This window comes from Mesorhizobium sp. RCAM 06353, assembly GCF_059683585.1.
In genome coordinates this window covers 6,423,960-6,438,935 of the sequence record NZ_CM185031.1, presented here as the reverse complement: position 1 = coordinate 6,438,935, position 14,976 = coordinate 6,423,960, and the positions used below count along the sequence as shown (strand labels likewise).

Below are 14,976 nucleotides of genomic sequence, written 5' to 3'. Positions count from 1 at the left end.
TTCCGATAAATTGCCGGAAAGGATTTTGAAATGATCGAGTTGCCCGATACGGCGAGCCCCCTTTACGAGAAGGTGAAGGACTACATCCTGGCCAACATCGGAACGGGCCGGTGGGGCAAGGATCGCAAGCTGCCGTCCGAGAACGAGCTGGTGGTTTCGCTTGGCGTCTCACGGATGACGGTTCACCGGGCCTTGCGGGAACTGACCGCTGCGGGATTCCTGATCCGGCTGCAAGGCGTGGGCACGTTCATCGCGCCGCCCCGGCCGCAATCGACGCTGATCGAGATCAACAACATCGCGGCCGAGATCGTCGAGCGTGGCAACCGGCATCGCTCCGAAGTCCTCGTGCTGGAAACCATCACGCCGACGAAGGAACTCGCACTGTCGTTCGAGTTTCCAAAGCGGGTCTCGATCTATCATTCAGTCGTCGTCAATTTCGAGAACGATTTGCCGGTGCAATTGGAAGAGCGCTTCGTCAATCCGAGCCTGATCCCCGACTACGACAAGCAGGATTTTTCGAAGACGGCGACCTACGACTACCTAATGCAGAAAACCCCGGTGACCGAGGTCGAGCACATCATCTCAGCAATCCCGGCCGACGCCGAGACCGCGCGGCATCTCAACATTGATGTCGGCAGCTGCTGCCTTTTTCTGCACCGTCGCACATGGACGGGCGCGATCGTCGCCACCATCAGCAAGCTGACCTATGTCGGCAGCCGCTACTCGCTCGGCAGCCGCTATTCCCCCTCCAAGCCCAACTGACTGCAGGGTGAATGCGTGACAGATGGCGGGAGGCTGATGGGCCGAATCGGTAGGAAATTTGTGCCAGTCCAACTTGTATATGCATGTATGTATTTTAGCCTTGACATCCGCTGTCGCTGACGCTGAAATATCCCTGCACTTCACCATGAAGTGGTGGGCAAGACGCCGAGGCACAGTGCCGCGAGAGCAGAAACCCGCAGTCTCACCAGACCGGATGCCTGGGTAAAAAGCGGTCTGATCATCAAGGGGAACGAGATGATGCGTAACCTAGCAGGACAATTTCGCGCGCTCATGATGGCCGCCGCCATCGGGCTCGCCGCCGCCCCCGCAGCCCATGCGGCCGATGCGGCCATTCCCACGACACCCGAGGCAGGATCGTTCAAGATCGGCATCGAGCCTTGGCTTGGCTATGGCCAGTGGCATGTCGCCGACGCCAAGGGCCTGTTCAAGGCAAATGGCCTGTCGGACGTCCAGATCGTCAACTTCGCCGAGGACAAGGACATCAATGCGGCACTCGCCAGCGGCCAGCTCGACGCTGCCAACATCGCCACCCACACGGCGATGGGCATGGTTGCGGCCGGCCTGCCGGTGAAGATCGTGCTGCTGCTCGATGTCTCGATGACGGCCGACGCCATCATCGCCGGCAAGGACGTCACCTCCATTAAGGACCTCAAAGGCAAGCAGGTCGCCTTCGAGGAAGGCACGACGAGCGACATCCTGCTCAAATACGCGCTCGCCAAGAACGGCATGTCGATCGACGATGTGAAAGCCGTTCCGATGCCGGCGTCCGACGCCGGCGGCGCACTGATCGCGGGTCAGGTGCCCGTCGCGGTCACCTACGAACCTTACCTCACCGTCGCCATGGCGCAGAACAAGGACGTCAAGCTGCTGTTCACCGCCGGCGAGGATCCCGGCCTGATCAGCGACGTGCTGGTAGTGCGCGACGAGGTGATCAAGTCGCGGCCGGGCCAGGTGCTGGCCATGATCAAGAGCTGGGATGGCGCGCTCAAGGATTACAATGCCGACACGCCCGGCGGCCGCGCCATCATCGCCAAGGCCGTCGGTTCCGACGTCAAGGACCTCAACACCGCTTTCGACGGCGTGCGCTACTATTCGCTCGCCGAAAACAAGACGGCGCTGACCGGCGATTTCACCACCAAGACTTTTGCTGATGTCGAGGCGGCCGCCAAGAACGCCAAGCTGCTGCAGGCCGATGTGACGCCGGAGCAGATGATCGACCCGGCCTTCGTCAAGGCAGCCGAATGACAAAGCCCGGATCGCGGTGGTAACGCAGATGTCCGCGGAGCCCCCCGCGAAAACCGGCTTGGCGCGCCCCGTGCCAAAGGCGGCCACGAAGCAAGCCGGGCGCCGCCGATCCTCCGGGATCGGCATGCCCATCGCCAGGTCGCATTTCCTGATGATTGCGGTGGCCGTCTTTGTCGGGATTGGCCTCGCCTGGTGGGCGGCGACCGGGCTGGAATGGGTGAAACCGATCTTCCTACCGTCGCCCGGCAGCGTCGCGATCCAGATCGCCAAGCTCGCGACTGACGGCACACTGTGGGTGGACCTCACGGCCTCGGCGTATCGCATTTCCATCGGCTTCCTCATCGCCTCGGCACTGTCGATCCCGATCGGCGTGCTGATCGGCAGTTTCCGCTCCTGGGAAGCGGCCATCGAGCCGCTGGTGGATTTCATCCGCTATATGCCGGTTGTCGCTTTCGTGCCGCTCTCCATCCTGTGGGCCGGCACCGGCGATACGCAGAAATTCCTGATCATCTTCATCGGCACCTTCTTCCAGCAGGTGCTGATGATCATGGACAATGTGAAGCGGGTTCCCGCCGATTTCATCGGCCTTGGGCGCACGCTCGGCCTGCCGGACCGCAAGATCCTGACGCGCATCGTCGTGCCCAGCGCTCTGCCGGGCATCTGGGACACGCTGCGCATCAGCCTCGGCTGGGCGTGGACCTGGCTGGTGCTGGCCGAGCTTGTCGCGGCGACGTCGGGGCTCGGCTATCGCATCACCGTGTCGCAGCGTTATTTCCAGACCAACACCATCATCGGTTACATCCTTCTGCTGGGCTTGCTCGGTCTCATCACCGATCAGGTCATGAAGGCCCTGGAAAAAGTGCTCTTCCGGCAGGATGGCCACTCGCAATGAGGAACCGCCGATGACTGGTCCCAAATTGCGCATCGCTGGTCTCGACAAGAGCTTCGGCACGGGCGAGCGGCGCACGGAAGTGCTGCGCGACATCAACCTCGATCTTGCCGACAATGAGTTCGTCTCGCTGGTCGGCACGTCCGGCTGCGGCAAGAGCACGCTGCTGTCGATCGTTGCCGGACTGCAGGATTTCGACGCCGGTGATCTCAGCATCGATGGCGCGCCGATCCTGCAGCCGGGTCTCGACCGTGGCGTCGTCTTCCAGTCCTACACGCTGCTTCCCTGGCTGACGGCGCGGCAGAACATCGAGTTTGCCCTCAAGGCCGCCGGTTACGATCGCACGGCCTGCCGCGAGATCGCGCTCGAGCATCTCGACCTCGTCAAGCTGTCGCAGAGTGCCGACCGCTATCCGTCCGAACTGTCGGGCGGCATGAAGCAGCGCGTCGCCATTGCGCGTGCGCTGTCCTATCGTCCTAAGATGCTCTTGATGGACGAGCCATTCGGCGCGCTCGATGCCTTGACCCGGCATCAGATGCAGGAGCTGCTGACCCAGATCTGGGAAGAGCACAGGCTGACCGTGCTGTTCGTCACGCATGATGTGGAGGAGGCGGTCTATCTGTCGGACCGCATCGTCGTCATGGGGATCGGTCCGGGACGCATCATGCAGACCTTCAATGTCGATATCGAGCGCCCGCGCCGGGAAGAGGTGATGGAAACCCCGGCCTTCATGGATTTGCAGCGCGGCGTGCACAAGGCGATCCGCGAGGCGTCAAGACGTCCCGAAATGGCTTAGCATCTGGGCACCCTGCTGGTTCCGATGGAGCCATGGCACCCGAGCGGCTGCCATGGCCGGATAGAGATCAGAGGATTCCGAAGGGGCCATAATAATAGGACCGGTATGGGACACACAGTCCGAGCGCCAGCTGGACCGGTCCACAATAATCATAGTAGCCGCCGTAATAGCCGCCTCGCCAGCCGCCGCCAGCCCAGTGGCGACCGTGTCCATATCCGCGGTGAAAGGCGTATCTCTGCCCGCCACCGAAATGGCCGCCGCCGCTGAAATGGGCATGGCCGCCGCTGTTGTGCCTGACGAACGCGGCGTCGGCCGTGGTGGCGAATGAAATCGTGCCTGTTGCCAATGCCAGCACGATCGAGCTTGCGAATACCAATTGCCTTTTCATGAGCGTTACTCCCGTTTGTTTTGCGACACTTGCGCATGGGAGAAAAACGGCCTCCTCACGGCACACGTTCCTTCACGAAATCGGGACGGAGCGTCGCGTGGTATGGTCAGCAATCAGGGGCCGTGGGGACCACAGAGGTCGAGGGTCCACTCGATGGTTCCGCAGAAGTCACCGACGTAGCCATGGTAACTGCCGTAGCCATTGTAGTAGCTGTCCATCCAGCCATTGCCGGTGGCCGAATTCTCGGCAGTCCAACCGCCGCCAACCCAGCCACCGTGCCTTGCGCGTCCACCGTGCGCGGCCTGCGTATAGCCGCCATGGGCAGCGCTGACGTGGACAAAATGGTGCCTGACGACGGCGGCATCGGCGACGGTGGCAAACGGGATCGCGCTCGTGGCCAAGGCCAGCAGGATGGAGCTGATGAATACGAGTTGCCTTTTCATGGGAATGTCTCCTTTCCGTTCCAGAGATATGGGGAGGAAGGTGGTCCCTCGCCGGACACGTTCCTTCACGAAATCGGGACGGAACGTTCGCCGATGTCCCTGTCGAACTGATGGCTCCGGTCAAGATTTGTTGACTTCCGGCAGGGTCGAAATGACTACCCCTGACCTATTTGTCGGACCATAAGACGGGCCGTGCGATCAGGCCCCAGCTGGCTGGCGCACTATCTTGCCTTTGAACCGGGATGCGCCACTTTGGCTAAAGCATGTAAGCAGCCTGCATGACGGAATTGGCCGCAGCATTGGAACAGCCTCAATTCGCCACCGAGCGTGATCCCCGGCTGAGGCTGATCATCCCGATCATCGTCGCCATCGCCTTTCTGATGGAGCAGCTCGATTCCACCATCATCACCACTGCGATCCCGGCCATCGCGCAAAGCCTCGACACGACGCCGGTCCGGCTCAACCTGGCGATCACCACCTACATTCTGACGCTTGCCGTGTTCATTCCCGTCAGTGGCTGGTTCGCCGACAGGTTCGGCGCGCGCAGTGTGTTCGCGCTGGCGCTGTTCACCTTCACCCTGGGCTCGGCACTGTGCGGCATGGCCAACAGTTTCGGCATGTTGCTGGCCATGCGCGCGCTGCAGGGGCTGGGCGGCGCCATGATGACGCCGGTCGGTCGGCTGATCCTGCTGCGCAGCTTTCCGCGCAGCGGGCTGATCACCGCCATGACCTACATGACCTTGCCGGCCATCATGGGGCCGGTCATCGGGCCACTGCTCGGCGGCCTGCTGACCACCTACGCGTCGTGGCGCTGGATCTTCTACGTCAATGTGCCGTTCGGCTGCGTTGGCATTCTGGCGGCGCTGCGCTTTGTCGACGATTTCCACGAGGAAGCGGTGCAGCGCTTCGACTTCGCCGGATTCCTGATGGTGGGGTTCGGCGTCGCATTGCTGCAATTCGGACTGGAAAGCATCGGCCGGCCGATCATTCCCGTTTCCGCGACGGTGCTGGTGCTGGCCGCTTCCGTCCTGCTGCTGCTCGCCTTCGGACGCTACGCGCGCCGCGTCGTGGCGCCGGCCGTCGACCTGACGCTGTTTCGCTTTCGCTCCTTCTGGGTCGGCACGCTTGCTGGCGGCCTGTGCCGCGTCGGTCTCAACGGCGTGCCGTTCCTGCTGCCGCTGATGCTGCAACTTGGCTTCGGCATGAGCCCGGTCACCTCGGGCTCGCTGACATTCGTCGGCAGTTTCGGCGCCTTGCTGATGCGCCCGCTGCTGTCACCGCTGCTGCGGCGCTTCGGCTTCAGTGTCGTGCTGATCGGCAGCGCGGTCGTCGGCTCGGCCACCGTGGCCGGTTTCGCCTTGATGGGGCCAGACACGCCGCACTGGATGATCGGCGTTTACGTCTTCCTGTTCGGCATCGTTCGCTCGGCGCAGTTCATGACCTCCAACACCTTATCCTATGCCGACCTGCCGGCCGACAAGCTCAGCCGTGCCACCAGCCTTGGCGGCGTGCTGCAGCAGCTCAGCGTTTCGCTCGGCGTCTCGATCGCCGCCATGCTGCTGGGCCTGATTGCGGGGGAGACCCACGTGCTCACGCCGGAGCGCTTTCACCAGGTGTTCCTGCTGACCGCGATCATCCCGCTGATCTCCATTCCCGGCTTCCTGTACCTGCGCGCCGAGGACGGCGTGCAGGTCAGCGGCCACGTCAGGGGAATTCGCAAATAGGTTCTCTCAGGCGGGGCAGGCGATCCGTTCGGTTCGAACCCTGCCGTACCCCCTCACGTCGCTTTGCCGACCGCCGCGTCCATGCCCATTTCTTCCTGCGAAATGTCGTCGAACGAGGCGTAGTTCATGTTGTAGAGGCGGGCGTAGAGGCCTTTCTCCTGCATCAGCTGTTCGTGGTTGCCGCTTTCGACGATCTCGCCGTTCTGCAGCACAATGATGCGGTCGGCGCCGCGTATGGTGGCCAGCCGATGGGCGATGACCAACCCGGTGCGACCCTCCAGCAGTTTGATCAGCGCCTTCTGGATCAGCATCTCGGTGTAGGAATCGATGCTGGCGGTGGCCTCGTCGAGCACCAGGATCTTGGCGTCGGCCACCAATGCGCGCGCGAAACTGATCAACTGGCGTTGGCCGAGCGAGAGGTTGCCGCCGCGTTGCTCGAGTTCGGTGTCGTAGCCATCGGGCAGTTGCTCGATGAAGTCGTGCGCGCCGACAGCCTGTGCGGCGCGCACCACTTCGTCGCGGCTGGCGCCGGTCTTGTGATAGCGGATGTTTTCCAGCACCGTGCCGGAGAACAGGAACGGCTCCTGCAGCACCATGGCCACCTGATCGCCGAGCGAATCCTGCGTCAGGTCGCGCACGTCATGGCCGCCGACCAGCACCTCGCCTGACCAGACATCGTAGAAGCGGTGCACCAGCGCCATCGAGCTCGACTTGCCCGACCCGGTCGGGCCGACAAGGGCGACCGTCTCGCCCGGGTTGACGCGGAAGGAGATGTTCTTCAGCACCGGCTGGTTCGGCCGGTAGCCGAAGGTGACGTTCCTGAATTCGACCGAGCCGTCCATGTCGCGCGACAGCGCCACCGCATTGTCCTTGTCGCTGACATCCACCGGCACGTCGAGCACTTCGGAGATGCGCTGGCCCGAAGCCATGGCGCGTTGCATCACGCTGTACTGCATGGTGAGCGAGCGGATCGGGTCGAAGAAGCGCTGGATGTAGAACAGGAAAGCCACCATGACGCCGACATCGAGGCTGTGCGACAGCACCATCGAGCCGCCGACGACGATGACCGTCGCCATGGCGATGCCGGTCAGCGTGTCGACGATCGGCACCATCACCTGCGCGTATCTCGCCGACCGCAGATGGGCGTTGAGGTTGGCCAGCACCTTCTCGTCATAAAGGTCGAAATTGACATGCTGGCGCTCCAGGCTCTGCACGGTGCGCACGCCGTGGATGCCTTCCGCCAGCGCACCATTGGCGATGGAGTTGGTCTCGTGCGCGGCCATGAAGGCAACCTTGGCGCGCGGCAGCCAGAACAGGCGCACGATGAACAGCACCGGCATGGTCGACAGCGTCAAGAGTCCGAGCCGGAAATCGAGCCACAAAAGCACGGTGACAATGCCGAACAGCAACACGATGTCGCCCACCGACATCACCGAGGTTTCGAGGAATTCCTGCATCGAATTCACGTCGCCCTGCAGGCGCGACATCAGCCGGCCGACCTCGGTCTTGTCCATGAAGCTCAGCGACACACGCTGCAGATGGCTGAACATGGCGCGGCGCAGGTCGGACAGCACATTCTCCGCGACCTTGCCGACGACGCTCTCCTGCACATGGCTGGCGGCATAGTTGATGAGGATGATCACGGTGAAAGTGACGGTCGCGGAGATCATCACCGAACGGTCGAGCCTGCCCGCCGCCATGCCGTGGTCGATCGCGTAGCGGATGACCAGCGGGATCGCCAGCTGCGTCAGCGTGAACACCAGCACCGCCGCGACCGAGATGAAGATCCGGCCCTGATACGGCTGCACAAAGCTCCAGATGCGCCGCACAATGCGCGGATCATAGGCCTTGCCGAAGACCTCTTCCTCGTCGCGATGCGAGCCGACAACCGCCTTGGTCGGCCGCCCCCTTTGTCGTCCTTCTCGTCGTCGTCCCGCGTTGACATTACGCGGCTCCCTCGAGCCGGTCGTCGTCCGGCCGCAGCTGCAGGTCGTAAAGCGCGCGATAGCGTCCACCAAGCGCCAGCAACTCCTCATGCGTGCCGCGCTCGACGATGCGGCCGCCTTCGACGAACAGGATCTGGTCGGCATGCATCAGCGAACTCAGCCGGTGCGAGATGATCAGCGTCACGCGATCCCGGGCGAAGCGCTTCATCGCCGCGCGGATGCGCTGCTCGGTGCCGGCATCGATGGCCGCGGTGGAATCGTCGAAGACCAGAACCGAAGGCCGCAGCATCAGGCTGCGCGCGATGGTCAGGCGCTGGCGCTGGCCGCCGGAAAGCGAGGCGCCGCGTTCGCCGACGACGGTGGTGTAGCCGGCCGGAAGCCCGATAATGTAGTTGTGCAACTGGGCGTACTCGGCGGCCTGGCCGATGCGGGTCTCGCGCGCCCAGGGGTTGCCATAGGCGATGTTGTTCTCGATCGAGGTGGTGAACAGGAAGGCGTCCTGTTGCACCACGCCGACCACCTTGCGCAGCGATTGCAGTGTGACCTTGCGAATGTCCTGGCCGTCGATGGTAATCGCGCCCGAGGTGACATCGTAGAAGCGTGGGATCAGGTGCGCGATGGTCGACTTGCCGCTGCCAGGCGGGCCGACAATGCCGATCGTTTCGCCGGGCCTGGCCTCGAAGGAAATGCCCGACAGCGTTGGACGGTCGCCGGCGCCCTCATAGCGGAAGCCGACATTGTCGAAGCGCAGCACGCCCTCGGTGATGACGAGATCCCTGGCGTCGGGCGCATCCTTGATGTCGAGTTCGGTGTCGAGCAGTTCGAACAGCCGCGTGCCGCAAGTCGAGGCGCGCGCGAACGAGTTGACCATCAGGCCGAGCTGGCGCACCGGCATCTGCAGGATGGTCATGAAGGTGAGGAACTGGGCCAGCGTGCCGACGCTGATCTGGCCCGCAATCACCTTCTGGCCGCCGAACCACAGCACCAGGCCCATGGCCGCCAGGAAGGAAAAGTTCATGGCGCTGGTGTTGGAGACGCGGATGTCGACGCGCTGATTGGCCAGCTCCAGCGCATCCTGCTTGGCGCGGTCGAATTTCTTGAGCTCATGGCGCTGCGCCGCGAAGGCGCGAACGACACGGATGCCGCCGAGATTCTCGTCCATCACCCGGCTCAGCACCGACAGCCGCTCCTGCAGCGTCAGCCATGTGCTGCGCAGCTTGAGCTGGGTCACCGAGGAACGCCAGGCGACGAACGGCACGAAGCTCAGGCTGAGCAGACCGAGTACGAGGTCGGTGCTGATCAAGAGATAGGCGCCGACGCCAATCAGCACACCGAGCAGGACCACGCGCAGGATGCCGGTGGAAAAGAACATGCGCACGCCGTCGAGATCGAGCAGTCCGAGCGTGATGAGATCGCCAGTATGGACCTTGTCGTGGTAGGAAAAGCTCAGGCGCTGGATCTTTTCGTAGAAAGCCAGGCGCAGTTCATAGCCGGTGCGGTGGCCGACGGCCTCGCCATAGTAGTTCTGCGCCATGGTGAAGAGGCCGCGCAGGATGCTGACGACAAGCAGGGTCAGCGCCGTGTGCCACAGCGCCTGCTCCGCGGCTGTGCCGGCGCCCGCGGCCATCACGCCTTGCGCCTGGTCGATGGCGCGCCCCAGCAGGCGTGGGATGAAAAGCTGAAGCGTTGCGGCGATAAAGGTCGAGACGAGGGTGATGGCGACTTGCCAGGGATGGCGCAGCGTCATGCGCACGATGCGCAGCAAGGTGCTGAGGCCCTTGCCCCAGGAGGCTTCCGCCACATGGGCAAATGATTTGCCGCGCTTCGCCGCGCCGCTGGTTGCATCCATTGCCAAGGAAAATATCCAGTCCAATCCGGACATTAGCCCGGACGAATGAAGCAGACTCAGTTCTGATGGCACGATGTTACGCGTGTGCGACTTGACCCTTCAAGGGGCCAATGGCGGTATCGCACTGTGCCTGACAGGCGGTGCCGGCGTTCGCGGTCTTGCCGTCAAAATTGATGTCATGGTGTCGAGGCGACTTTCACTGGCACAAACAATTTCATGGCATTGACGCGCAGATTCTCCAGCTCGACCCAGCCTTGACGGACTATCAGTTCTGTCACGCAGCGCCGAGATTCCACGGAAGCGGACAGTCCGGCAGCGCGGGCCGGCACCGCCGCGAATAGCAAGAGGTCAGTCTTCCTTGACACATTTTCCCTTCACCGAAGCCATGCCGATCCAGTTTCAAGCGCCGTTGCCGAAGGCTTCGGAGGTTGTGATCGTTGGCGGTGGCGTCATCGGCGTGACCACGGCTTTGTTCCTGGCGCGACGGAACATTTCGGTGACATTGCTGGAAAAGGGGCGCATCGCCGGCGAGCAGTCGTCGCGCAACTGGGGCTGGATCCGGCAGCAGGGTCGCGATGCCGCTGAACTGCCTGTTGTGATCGAAGCGCAACGCCTCTGGCGGCAACTGGCCGAAGAGTGCGGTGAAGATATCGGGTTGAAGCAGACGGGCGTCACCTATCTGGCGCGAACGGACAAGGAGATGGCCGGCTTCGCGAAGTTCCTGAAGATCGCCGAGGCGCACGGCGTCGACACGCGTCTTCTTGACCAAGGCGAGACAGCCAGGCTGATCCCGGCCATGTCGCGCTCTTTCAAGGGCGCAATGACCACCCCATCGGACATGCGCGCCGAGCCTTGGGTCGCGGTGCCGGCGCTTGCTCGCCTAGCCGCCCGGCAGGGCGTCACCATCATCGAGAATTGTGCGGCGCGCATGCTCGACATATCGGCTGGACGCGTCAGCGGGGTGTGGACCGAGCAGGGCCGTATCGCCACCTCGAACGCTGTCGTCGCCAGTGGTGCGTGGACGTCGCTATTTCTGCGTGCACATGGCGTCTCTATCCCGCAGCTCAGCGTCAGGGCGACTGTCGCCGCGACCGGACCGATGCCCGAAATCCATGCGGGTGCCGTCGCCGACAGCCATGTCGCATTCCGGCGCCGGCAGGATGGCGGCTACACGCTGGCATCGGGAGGCTCCAATCAGCTCTATGTTGGGCCTGACGCGTTTCGTCACGCGCGCAAATATGTTTCCGCCCTGATGGCCAATCCTTTTGGCACCCGCTATTTGCCGGCGGCGCCGCGAGGGTTTCCGGACAGCTGGTCGACCCCACGCAGGTGGAACGCCGACGAGGAAAGCCCGTTCGAACGGATGCGCATCCTCAATCCCGCCCCCAAAACCTCGGCGCTGCGCGACATCGACCGCGAATTCAAGGCACTTTTCCCACAGTTCAAGACAGTGCCGCTCAAGTCGAGCTGGGCGGGCATGATCGATGCGATGCCGGATGTCGTGCCGATCGTTGATCGTGCCGCCGAAATTCCGGGTCTCGTCATCGCCACCGGGATGAGCGGTCACGGCTTCGGCATCGGCCCTGGGATGGGCCGTATCGTGTCCGACCTCGTCCAGGGAAACGAGATCGGACATAATCTTCACAGGTTCCGTCAATCGCGCTTCAGCGACGGCAGCCCGATCGAGCTGGGACCCAGCCTCTAGATCGTGTCGCAACTTGCCGCCGGTTTGCCGCCGGTGATCGATCTGACACCCTTCCGGGCGGATAGGTTCTGATTGTTCAGGCTGCTGCTGCAGCGGGCCTGCCGTTCTTGCATGAGGGAAACGACGTGACGGCAAACACCAGCCCACAGGCCGCGGAGCCGATCGACCCGAAAAGCGTCTACGCCGTGCTGATCTGCGATCTGGTCGGCCTGCGCTTCGGACCTGACGGCAAGCCTGACCCGAGCGAAGTGCGCGCGCATATCGAGGCCAAGGGCGGCCGCTTTCATGCGGCAGCACTTGGCGACAAAACAGGCCTCGAACAGGGCCGGGTGCATTTCTTCTACCAGCCCGACCTCAGCACCCGCGACAAGCTGATCGAAGCCGCTGGCGACGGGCGCTATGACGCCGTCATCGCCGCTGCGACCTTCCTGCCCGCCGAGACCGTTTTCCCGCTGGCCGGCGTGCGGATCGGCGCCGGCACCGGCAATATGGGGTCGCGCTCCTGGGGCGGCGGCAGTGGTGAGGGTGGCACCGCCGTGCTGATGAACACGCCCGGCATCAACAGCCGTGCCACGGCGCAGATGGTGATGAAGGCGATTTTGAAAGTGCTGCCGGATCTTCCGGTCGACAGGCTTCACGAGCGGGTGGCGCGCGGCGATTTCGACACCGGCAGGGAACTGCGCGATTTCCCGACTGAAAAGCTCGAAGGCAAGACGATTGCCGTCATCGGCTACGGCAATATCGGCAGGGAGGTCGCCAAGCTCGCCCGCGCCTTCGGCATGCGCGTCGCGATCCACGCCCGGCCACGGCACCGCGACTGGGTGGAAGCCGAGGGCTTTGCCTTTGCGCCAGACCTTGTCGAAGCGGCTGAAGGTGCCGATGTGCTGAGCGTCCATGTCGGACTGGGCAAGCAGGATGCGCAAAGCGGGCGCTATGCCAATGCCGGGATCATTGGCGCGGATGTCCTGGCCCGCATGAACAAGGGCGCGGTTCTGGTCAATTACGATCGCGGCGAGCTTGTCGACGTTGCGGCCCTTGGCGTCGCGCTGGATGCAGGGCAGGTGCGCCATGCCGCCATCGATGCCGATCTGTTCAAGGATGCCTCGACCGGGCGTCTGTCCGGCCCGATGCTGCCCTATCTCGACCTCGTCGAAAGGCATGGCGACAAACTTGAACTTCTGCCGCATGCGGCAGCCGATACCGACCATCCCTCGCGCGTTGCCGGCGCCAAGCAGGCTGTCGATCAGCTGTTCGATGTCATCTGCCGCAAATCGGTGGCGAATGCGAAGGGCACGGTGCCGCCGGGCTATCTTTCCCGTGGGGCGACGACGCCTCCAGGCATCGGACCGGTGACGGCGGATCACCTTTTGAAATTGACCGCCGACGACTGCTCTGAACTGGCGGATGTCTCCGATCAGCAAAGCCGGTTGTGGAAAGCTCTGTCGGACACGCCGCCCGCCGAGCGCGGCACGATCGTCACCGAACAGGGCGAAGAGCTCGTCCGGTTGATCGACCGTTTTTGCCTTCTGGCCGAGAAGCTGAACCTCAGGGGCCCTTATCAATAGACTCGACCTGCCGCAGCGGATTTAGAATCGCGGCGGGAAGAAGTGCCGGCTCAGTACCGTGGTCCCGCCACCATCCGCGCCATCCGCGTCATGTCCGTGCTCATCTCGCGATCGTCGTCGAGCGGGCTGACGAGCGCGCGGACAGCGGCGAAGGTGCGTTGCGGTCCTTCGCCCATGTTGTCGACGACGCCGCGCAACTCGACGCCCGTCGCCGCGAAGATCAGTTCCATCGCCACGAGATAGCGCATGCGCTTGATGATTTCGGCGGTCTTGGCCACTACCCTGGGCGCCATCGACGACTGATCCTCGATACCGTCCGAAACGGCGAGCGGGCTAAGCGACATCGGATTGGCCAGATGCCGGATCTCGGCTTCCAGCGCCGACAACGGTTTCTGCAGTTCCGCATAGCCCTGGCGGCTGCCGCCTCTGGCCGACAGGAAGCGCGGCAGGTCGGCGATAACAGGCGACATCAGCTTCATGCAGCGATTGGCGGTGCCGACGGCGCAATGCGCCAGAGCCTGGCCCAGCTGTTCGAAAGCCAGCGTCATCGCCGTGAGGTCGAAATTGCCGTTAGAAATAACCCGTTCACACTTGGCCAGGATGACGGGGTTGTCGCCCGAATGGGTCAGTTCGATCTCGGTCGCCAGCCGCGCCTGTTCGAAGGCGTTGAGGAGGCCGCCCCATACCTGCGGCACGCAGCGATAGCTGAGCGGATCCTGGAGGCGCCGCGCCGCTCTGTCCTTCCACAGGCCGCTTCCCGCCAGCTCCGTGCGCAGCCGCGCGCCGATCTCGCGCTGGCCGAAGGCCGGCCGCGCGGCCAGCGCCTGCTCGTCGATCGCCGTGAGGGAGGAGCGGAATGCCTCGTAGTTGAGCGCCACCGCAGCCAGCGCCCAGTCGATGAGATGGGCGACGTCCTCAAGGCATAGGCACGCCGTTCCGGTCGACAGGCTGTTCGCGACGATAATGGCGTGGCCGTCCTTCTCGCGCAGGTCCAGCGGCTCGAGCCCGGCCAAGGCAAGCGCCTCGGCGGAGGGCATGATCCTGCCCTGGAACTCCGCTTCGCCATCGCCGCGCAGCGACCTTGCCATATGGCCGAGATGGGCAAGGTCGGCCGCGCCGATCGAACCCCAGGTTGGGATCACCGGATGCACGCCGGCATTGAGCGCTGCGACAAGGCCCAGGACCACGCGTTCGGAGGTGCCGGTGCCGCCGGCGGCCATGCCCGAGATGCGCGCGGCCATCAGTGCCCGCACCGCCTCGGTGGGCAGCGCCGGTCCGATGCCCATGCTGTGGCTGAGCGGTACGCTGTGCTGGAAGGCGATCAGGTCGGCCTGCGCGAGCGGCGTGTCGACGCAGGCGCCGAGACCCGTGGTGACGCCGTACATCGGCTTGCCAAGCCCGGTGAGATGCTCGATCAGGGCGCGGCTTGCCCGGATGCGGCGCATCGCCTCCTCGCCCAGCACCAGCCGGGCATTGCGGCGTGCGATCTCGGCGACGTCAGCCACGCCAAGTGGCTTGGCGTCGAGCAGTATCATCCGGGCTGTCATGTCTCGGCTGTATCCTGTGACCAGAGGCCCGGACCAGCGGCGCGGCGGGCGTCACTGTTTGTGGCGGCTCGCTGGCTGAACTGCAAGCCATTCCCA

Annotated in this window: 12 protein-coding genes; 7 read left to right on the top strand and 5 right to left on the bottom strand. The window is 63.7% G+C overall.

The window, feature by feature from the left end; genetic code table 11:
• Positions 1 to 30 precede the first annotated feature (30 nt).
• The 4 genes from hutC (at position 31) to AC56QX_RS31190 (ending at position 3,713) form a co-directional block, all read left to right on the top strand.
• Positions 31 to 762 (top strand): histidine utilization transcriptional repressor HutC, encoded by a 732-nt coding sequence (hutC, locus tag AC56QX_RS31205; protein WP_497112399.1) that lies wholly within the window; start codon positions 31 to 33, stop codon positions 760 to 762.
• Between the two features lie 258 nt (positions 763 to 1,020).
• On the top strand, positions 1,021 to 2,028 hold the full coding sequence (locus AC56QX_RS31200; RefSeq protein ID WP_497117982.1) for an ABC transporter substrate-binding protein: 1,008 nt from the start codon (positions 1,021 to 1,023) through the stop codon (positions 2,026 to 2,028).
• A 28-nt stretch (positions 2,029 to 2,056) separates the two neighbouring features.
• Positions 2,057 to 2,920 carry an ABC transporter permease gene (locus AC56QX_RS31195; protein ID WP_497112398.1) on the top strand — a complete coding sequence of 288 codons (864 nt, stop codon included), beginning with the start codon at positions 2,057 to 2,059 and terminating at the stop codon, positions 2,918 to 2,920.
• Positions 2,921 to 2,930: 10 nt separating this feature from the next.
• Positions 2,931 to 3,713 carry an ABC transporter ATP-binding protein gene (locus AC56QX_RS31190; RefSeq protein WP_497112397.1) on the top strand — a complete coding sequence of 261 codons (783 nt, stop codon included), beginning with the start codon at positions 2,931 to 2,933 and terminating at the stop codon, positions 3,711 to 3,713.
• Positions 3,714 to 3,780: 67 nt separating this feature from the next.
• On the opposite strand, the gene AC56QX_RS31185 is transcribed toward AC56QX_RS31190, so the two are convergent.
• Together AC56QX_RS31185 and AC56QX_RS31180 are read right to left on the bottom strand one after the other, a co-directional pair.
• Positions 3,781 to 4,101: a hypothetical protein gene (locus AC56QX_RS31185; RefSeq protein ID WP_497112396.1), complete on the bottom strand. Its 321-nt coding sequence runs from the start codon at positions 4,099 to 4,101 to the stop codon at positions 3,781 to 3,783.
• 113 nt (positions 4,102 to 4,214) lie between these two features.
• Positions 4,215 to 4,544, bottom strand: coding sequence for a hypothetical protein (locus AC56QX_RS31180; RefSeq protein WP_497112395.1), 330 nt, complete (start codon positions 4,542 to 4,544; stop codon positions 4,215 to 4,217).
• Positions 4,545 to 4,822: 278 nt separating this feature from the next.
• Between AC56QX_RS31180 and AC56QX_RS31175 the strand changes: the two genes are divergently transcribed.
• Complete coding sequence (locus AC56QX_RS31175) at positions 4,823 to 6,268, top strand: DHA2 family efflux MFS transporter permease subunit (protein WP_497112394.1); 1,446 nt, start codon at positions 4,823 to 4,825, stop codon at positions 6,266 to 6,268.
• A gap of 53 nt (positions 6,269 to 6,321) precedes the next feature.
• On the opposite strand, the gene AC56QX_RS31170 is transcribed toward AC56QX_RS31175, so the two are convergent.
• A complete protein-coding gene (locus AC56QX_RS31170; protein WP_497117981.1) occupies positions 6,322 to 8,283 on the bottom strand; it encodes an ABC transporter ATP-binding protein in 1,962 nt (653 codons plus the stop codon).
• Complete coding sequence (locus AC56QX_RS31165) at positions 8,213 to 10,063, bottom strand: ABC transporter ATP-binding protein (protein WP_497117980.1); 1,851 nt, start codon at positions 10,061 to 10,063, stop codon at positions 8,213 to 8,215. Before AC56QX_RS31165 ends, AC56QX_RS31170 begins: the two co-directional genes overlap by 71 nt.
• A 358-nt stretch (positions 10,064 to 10,421) precedes the next feature.
• On the opposite strand from AC56QX_RS31165, the gene AC56QX_RS31160 reads away from it, so the two are divergent.
• Complete coding sequence (locus AC56QX_RS31160) at positions 10,422 to 11,768, top strand: NAD(P)/FAD-dependent oxidoreductase (protein ID WP_497112393.1); 1,347 nt, start codon at positions 10,422 to 10,424, stop codon at positions 11,766 to 11,768.
• A gap of 125 nt (positions 11,769 to 11,893) precedes the next feature.
• Positions 11,894 to 13,333 carry an NAD(P)-dependent oxidoreductase gene (locus AC56QX_RS31155; protein WP_497112392.1) on the top strand — a complete coding sequence of 480 codons (1,440 nt, stop codon included), beginning with the start codon at positions 11,894 to 11,896 and terminating at the stop codon, positions 13,331 to 13,333.
• Positions 13,334 to 13,383: 50 nt separating this feature from the next.
• Here the strand turns inward: AC56QX_RS31155 and AC56QX_RS31150 are convergent, their stop codons facing one another.
• Positions 13,384 to 14,880 carry an HAL/PAL/TAL family ammonia-lyase gene (locus tag AC56QX_RS31150; protein WP_497112391.1) on the bottom strand — a complete coding sequence of 499 codons (1,497 nt, stop codon included), beginning with the start codon at positions 14,878 to 14,880 and terminating at the stop codon, positions 13,384 to 13,386.
• Positions 14,881 to 14,976: the final 96 nt, after the last annotated feature.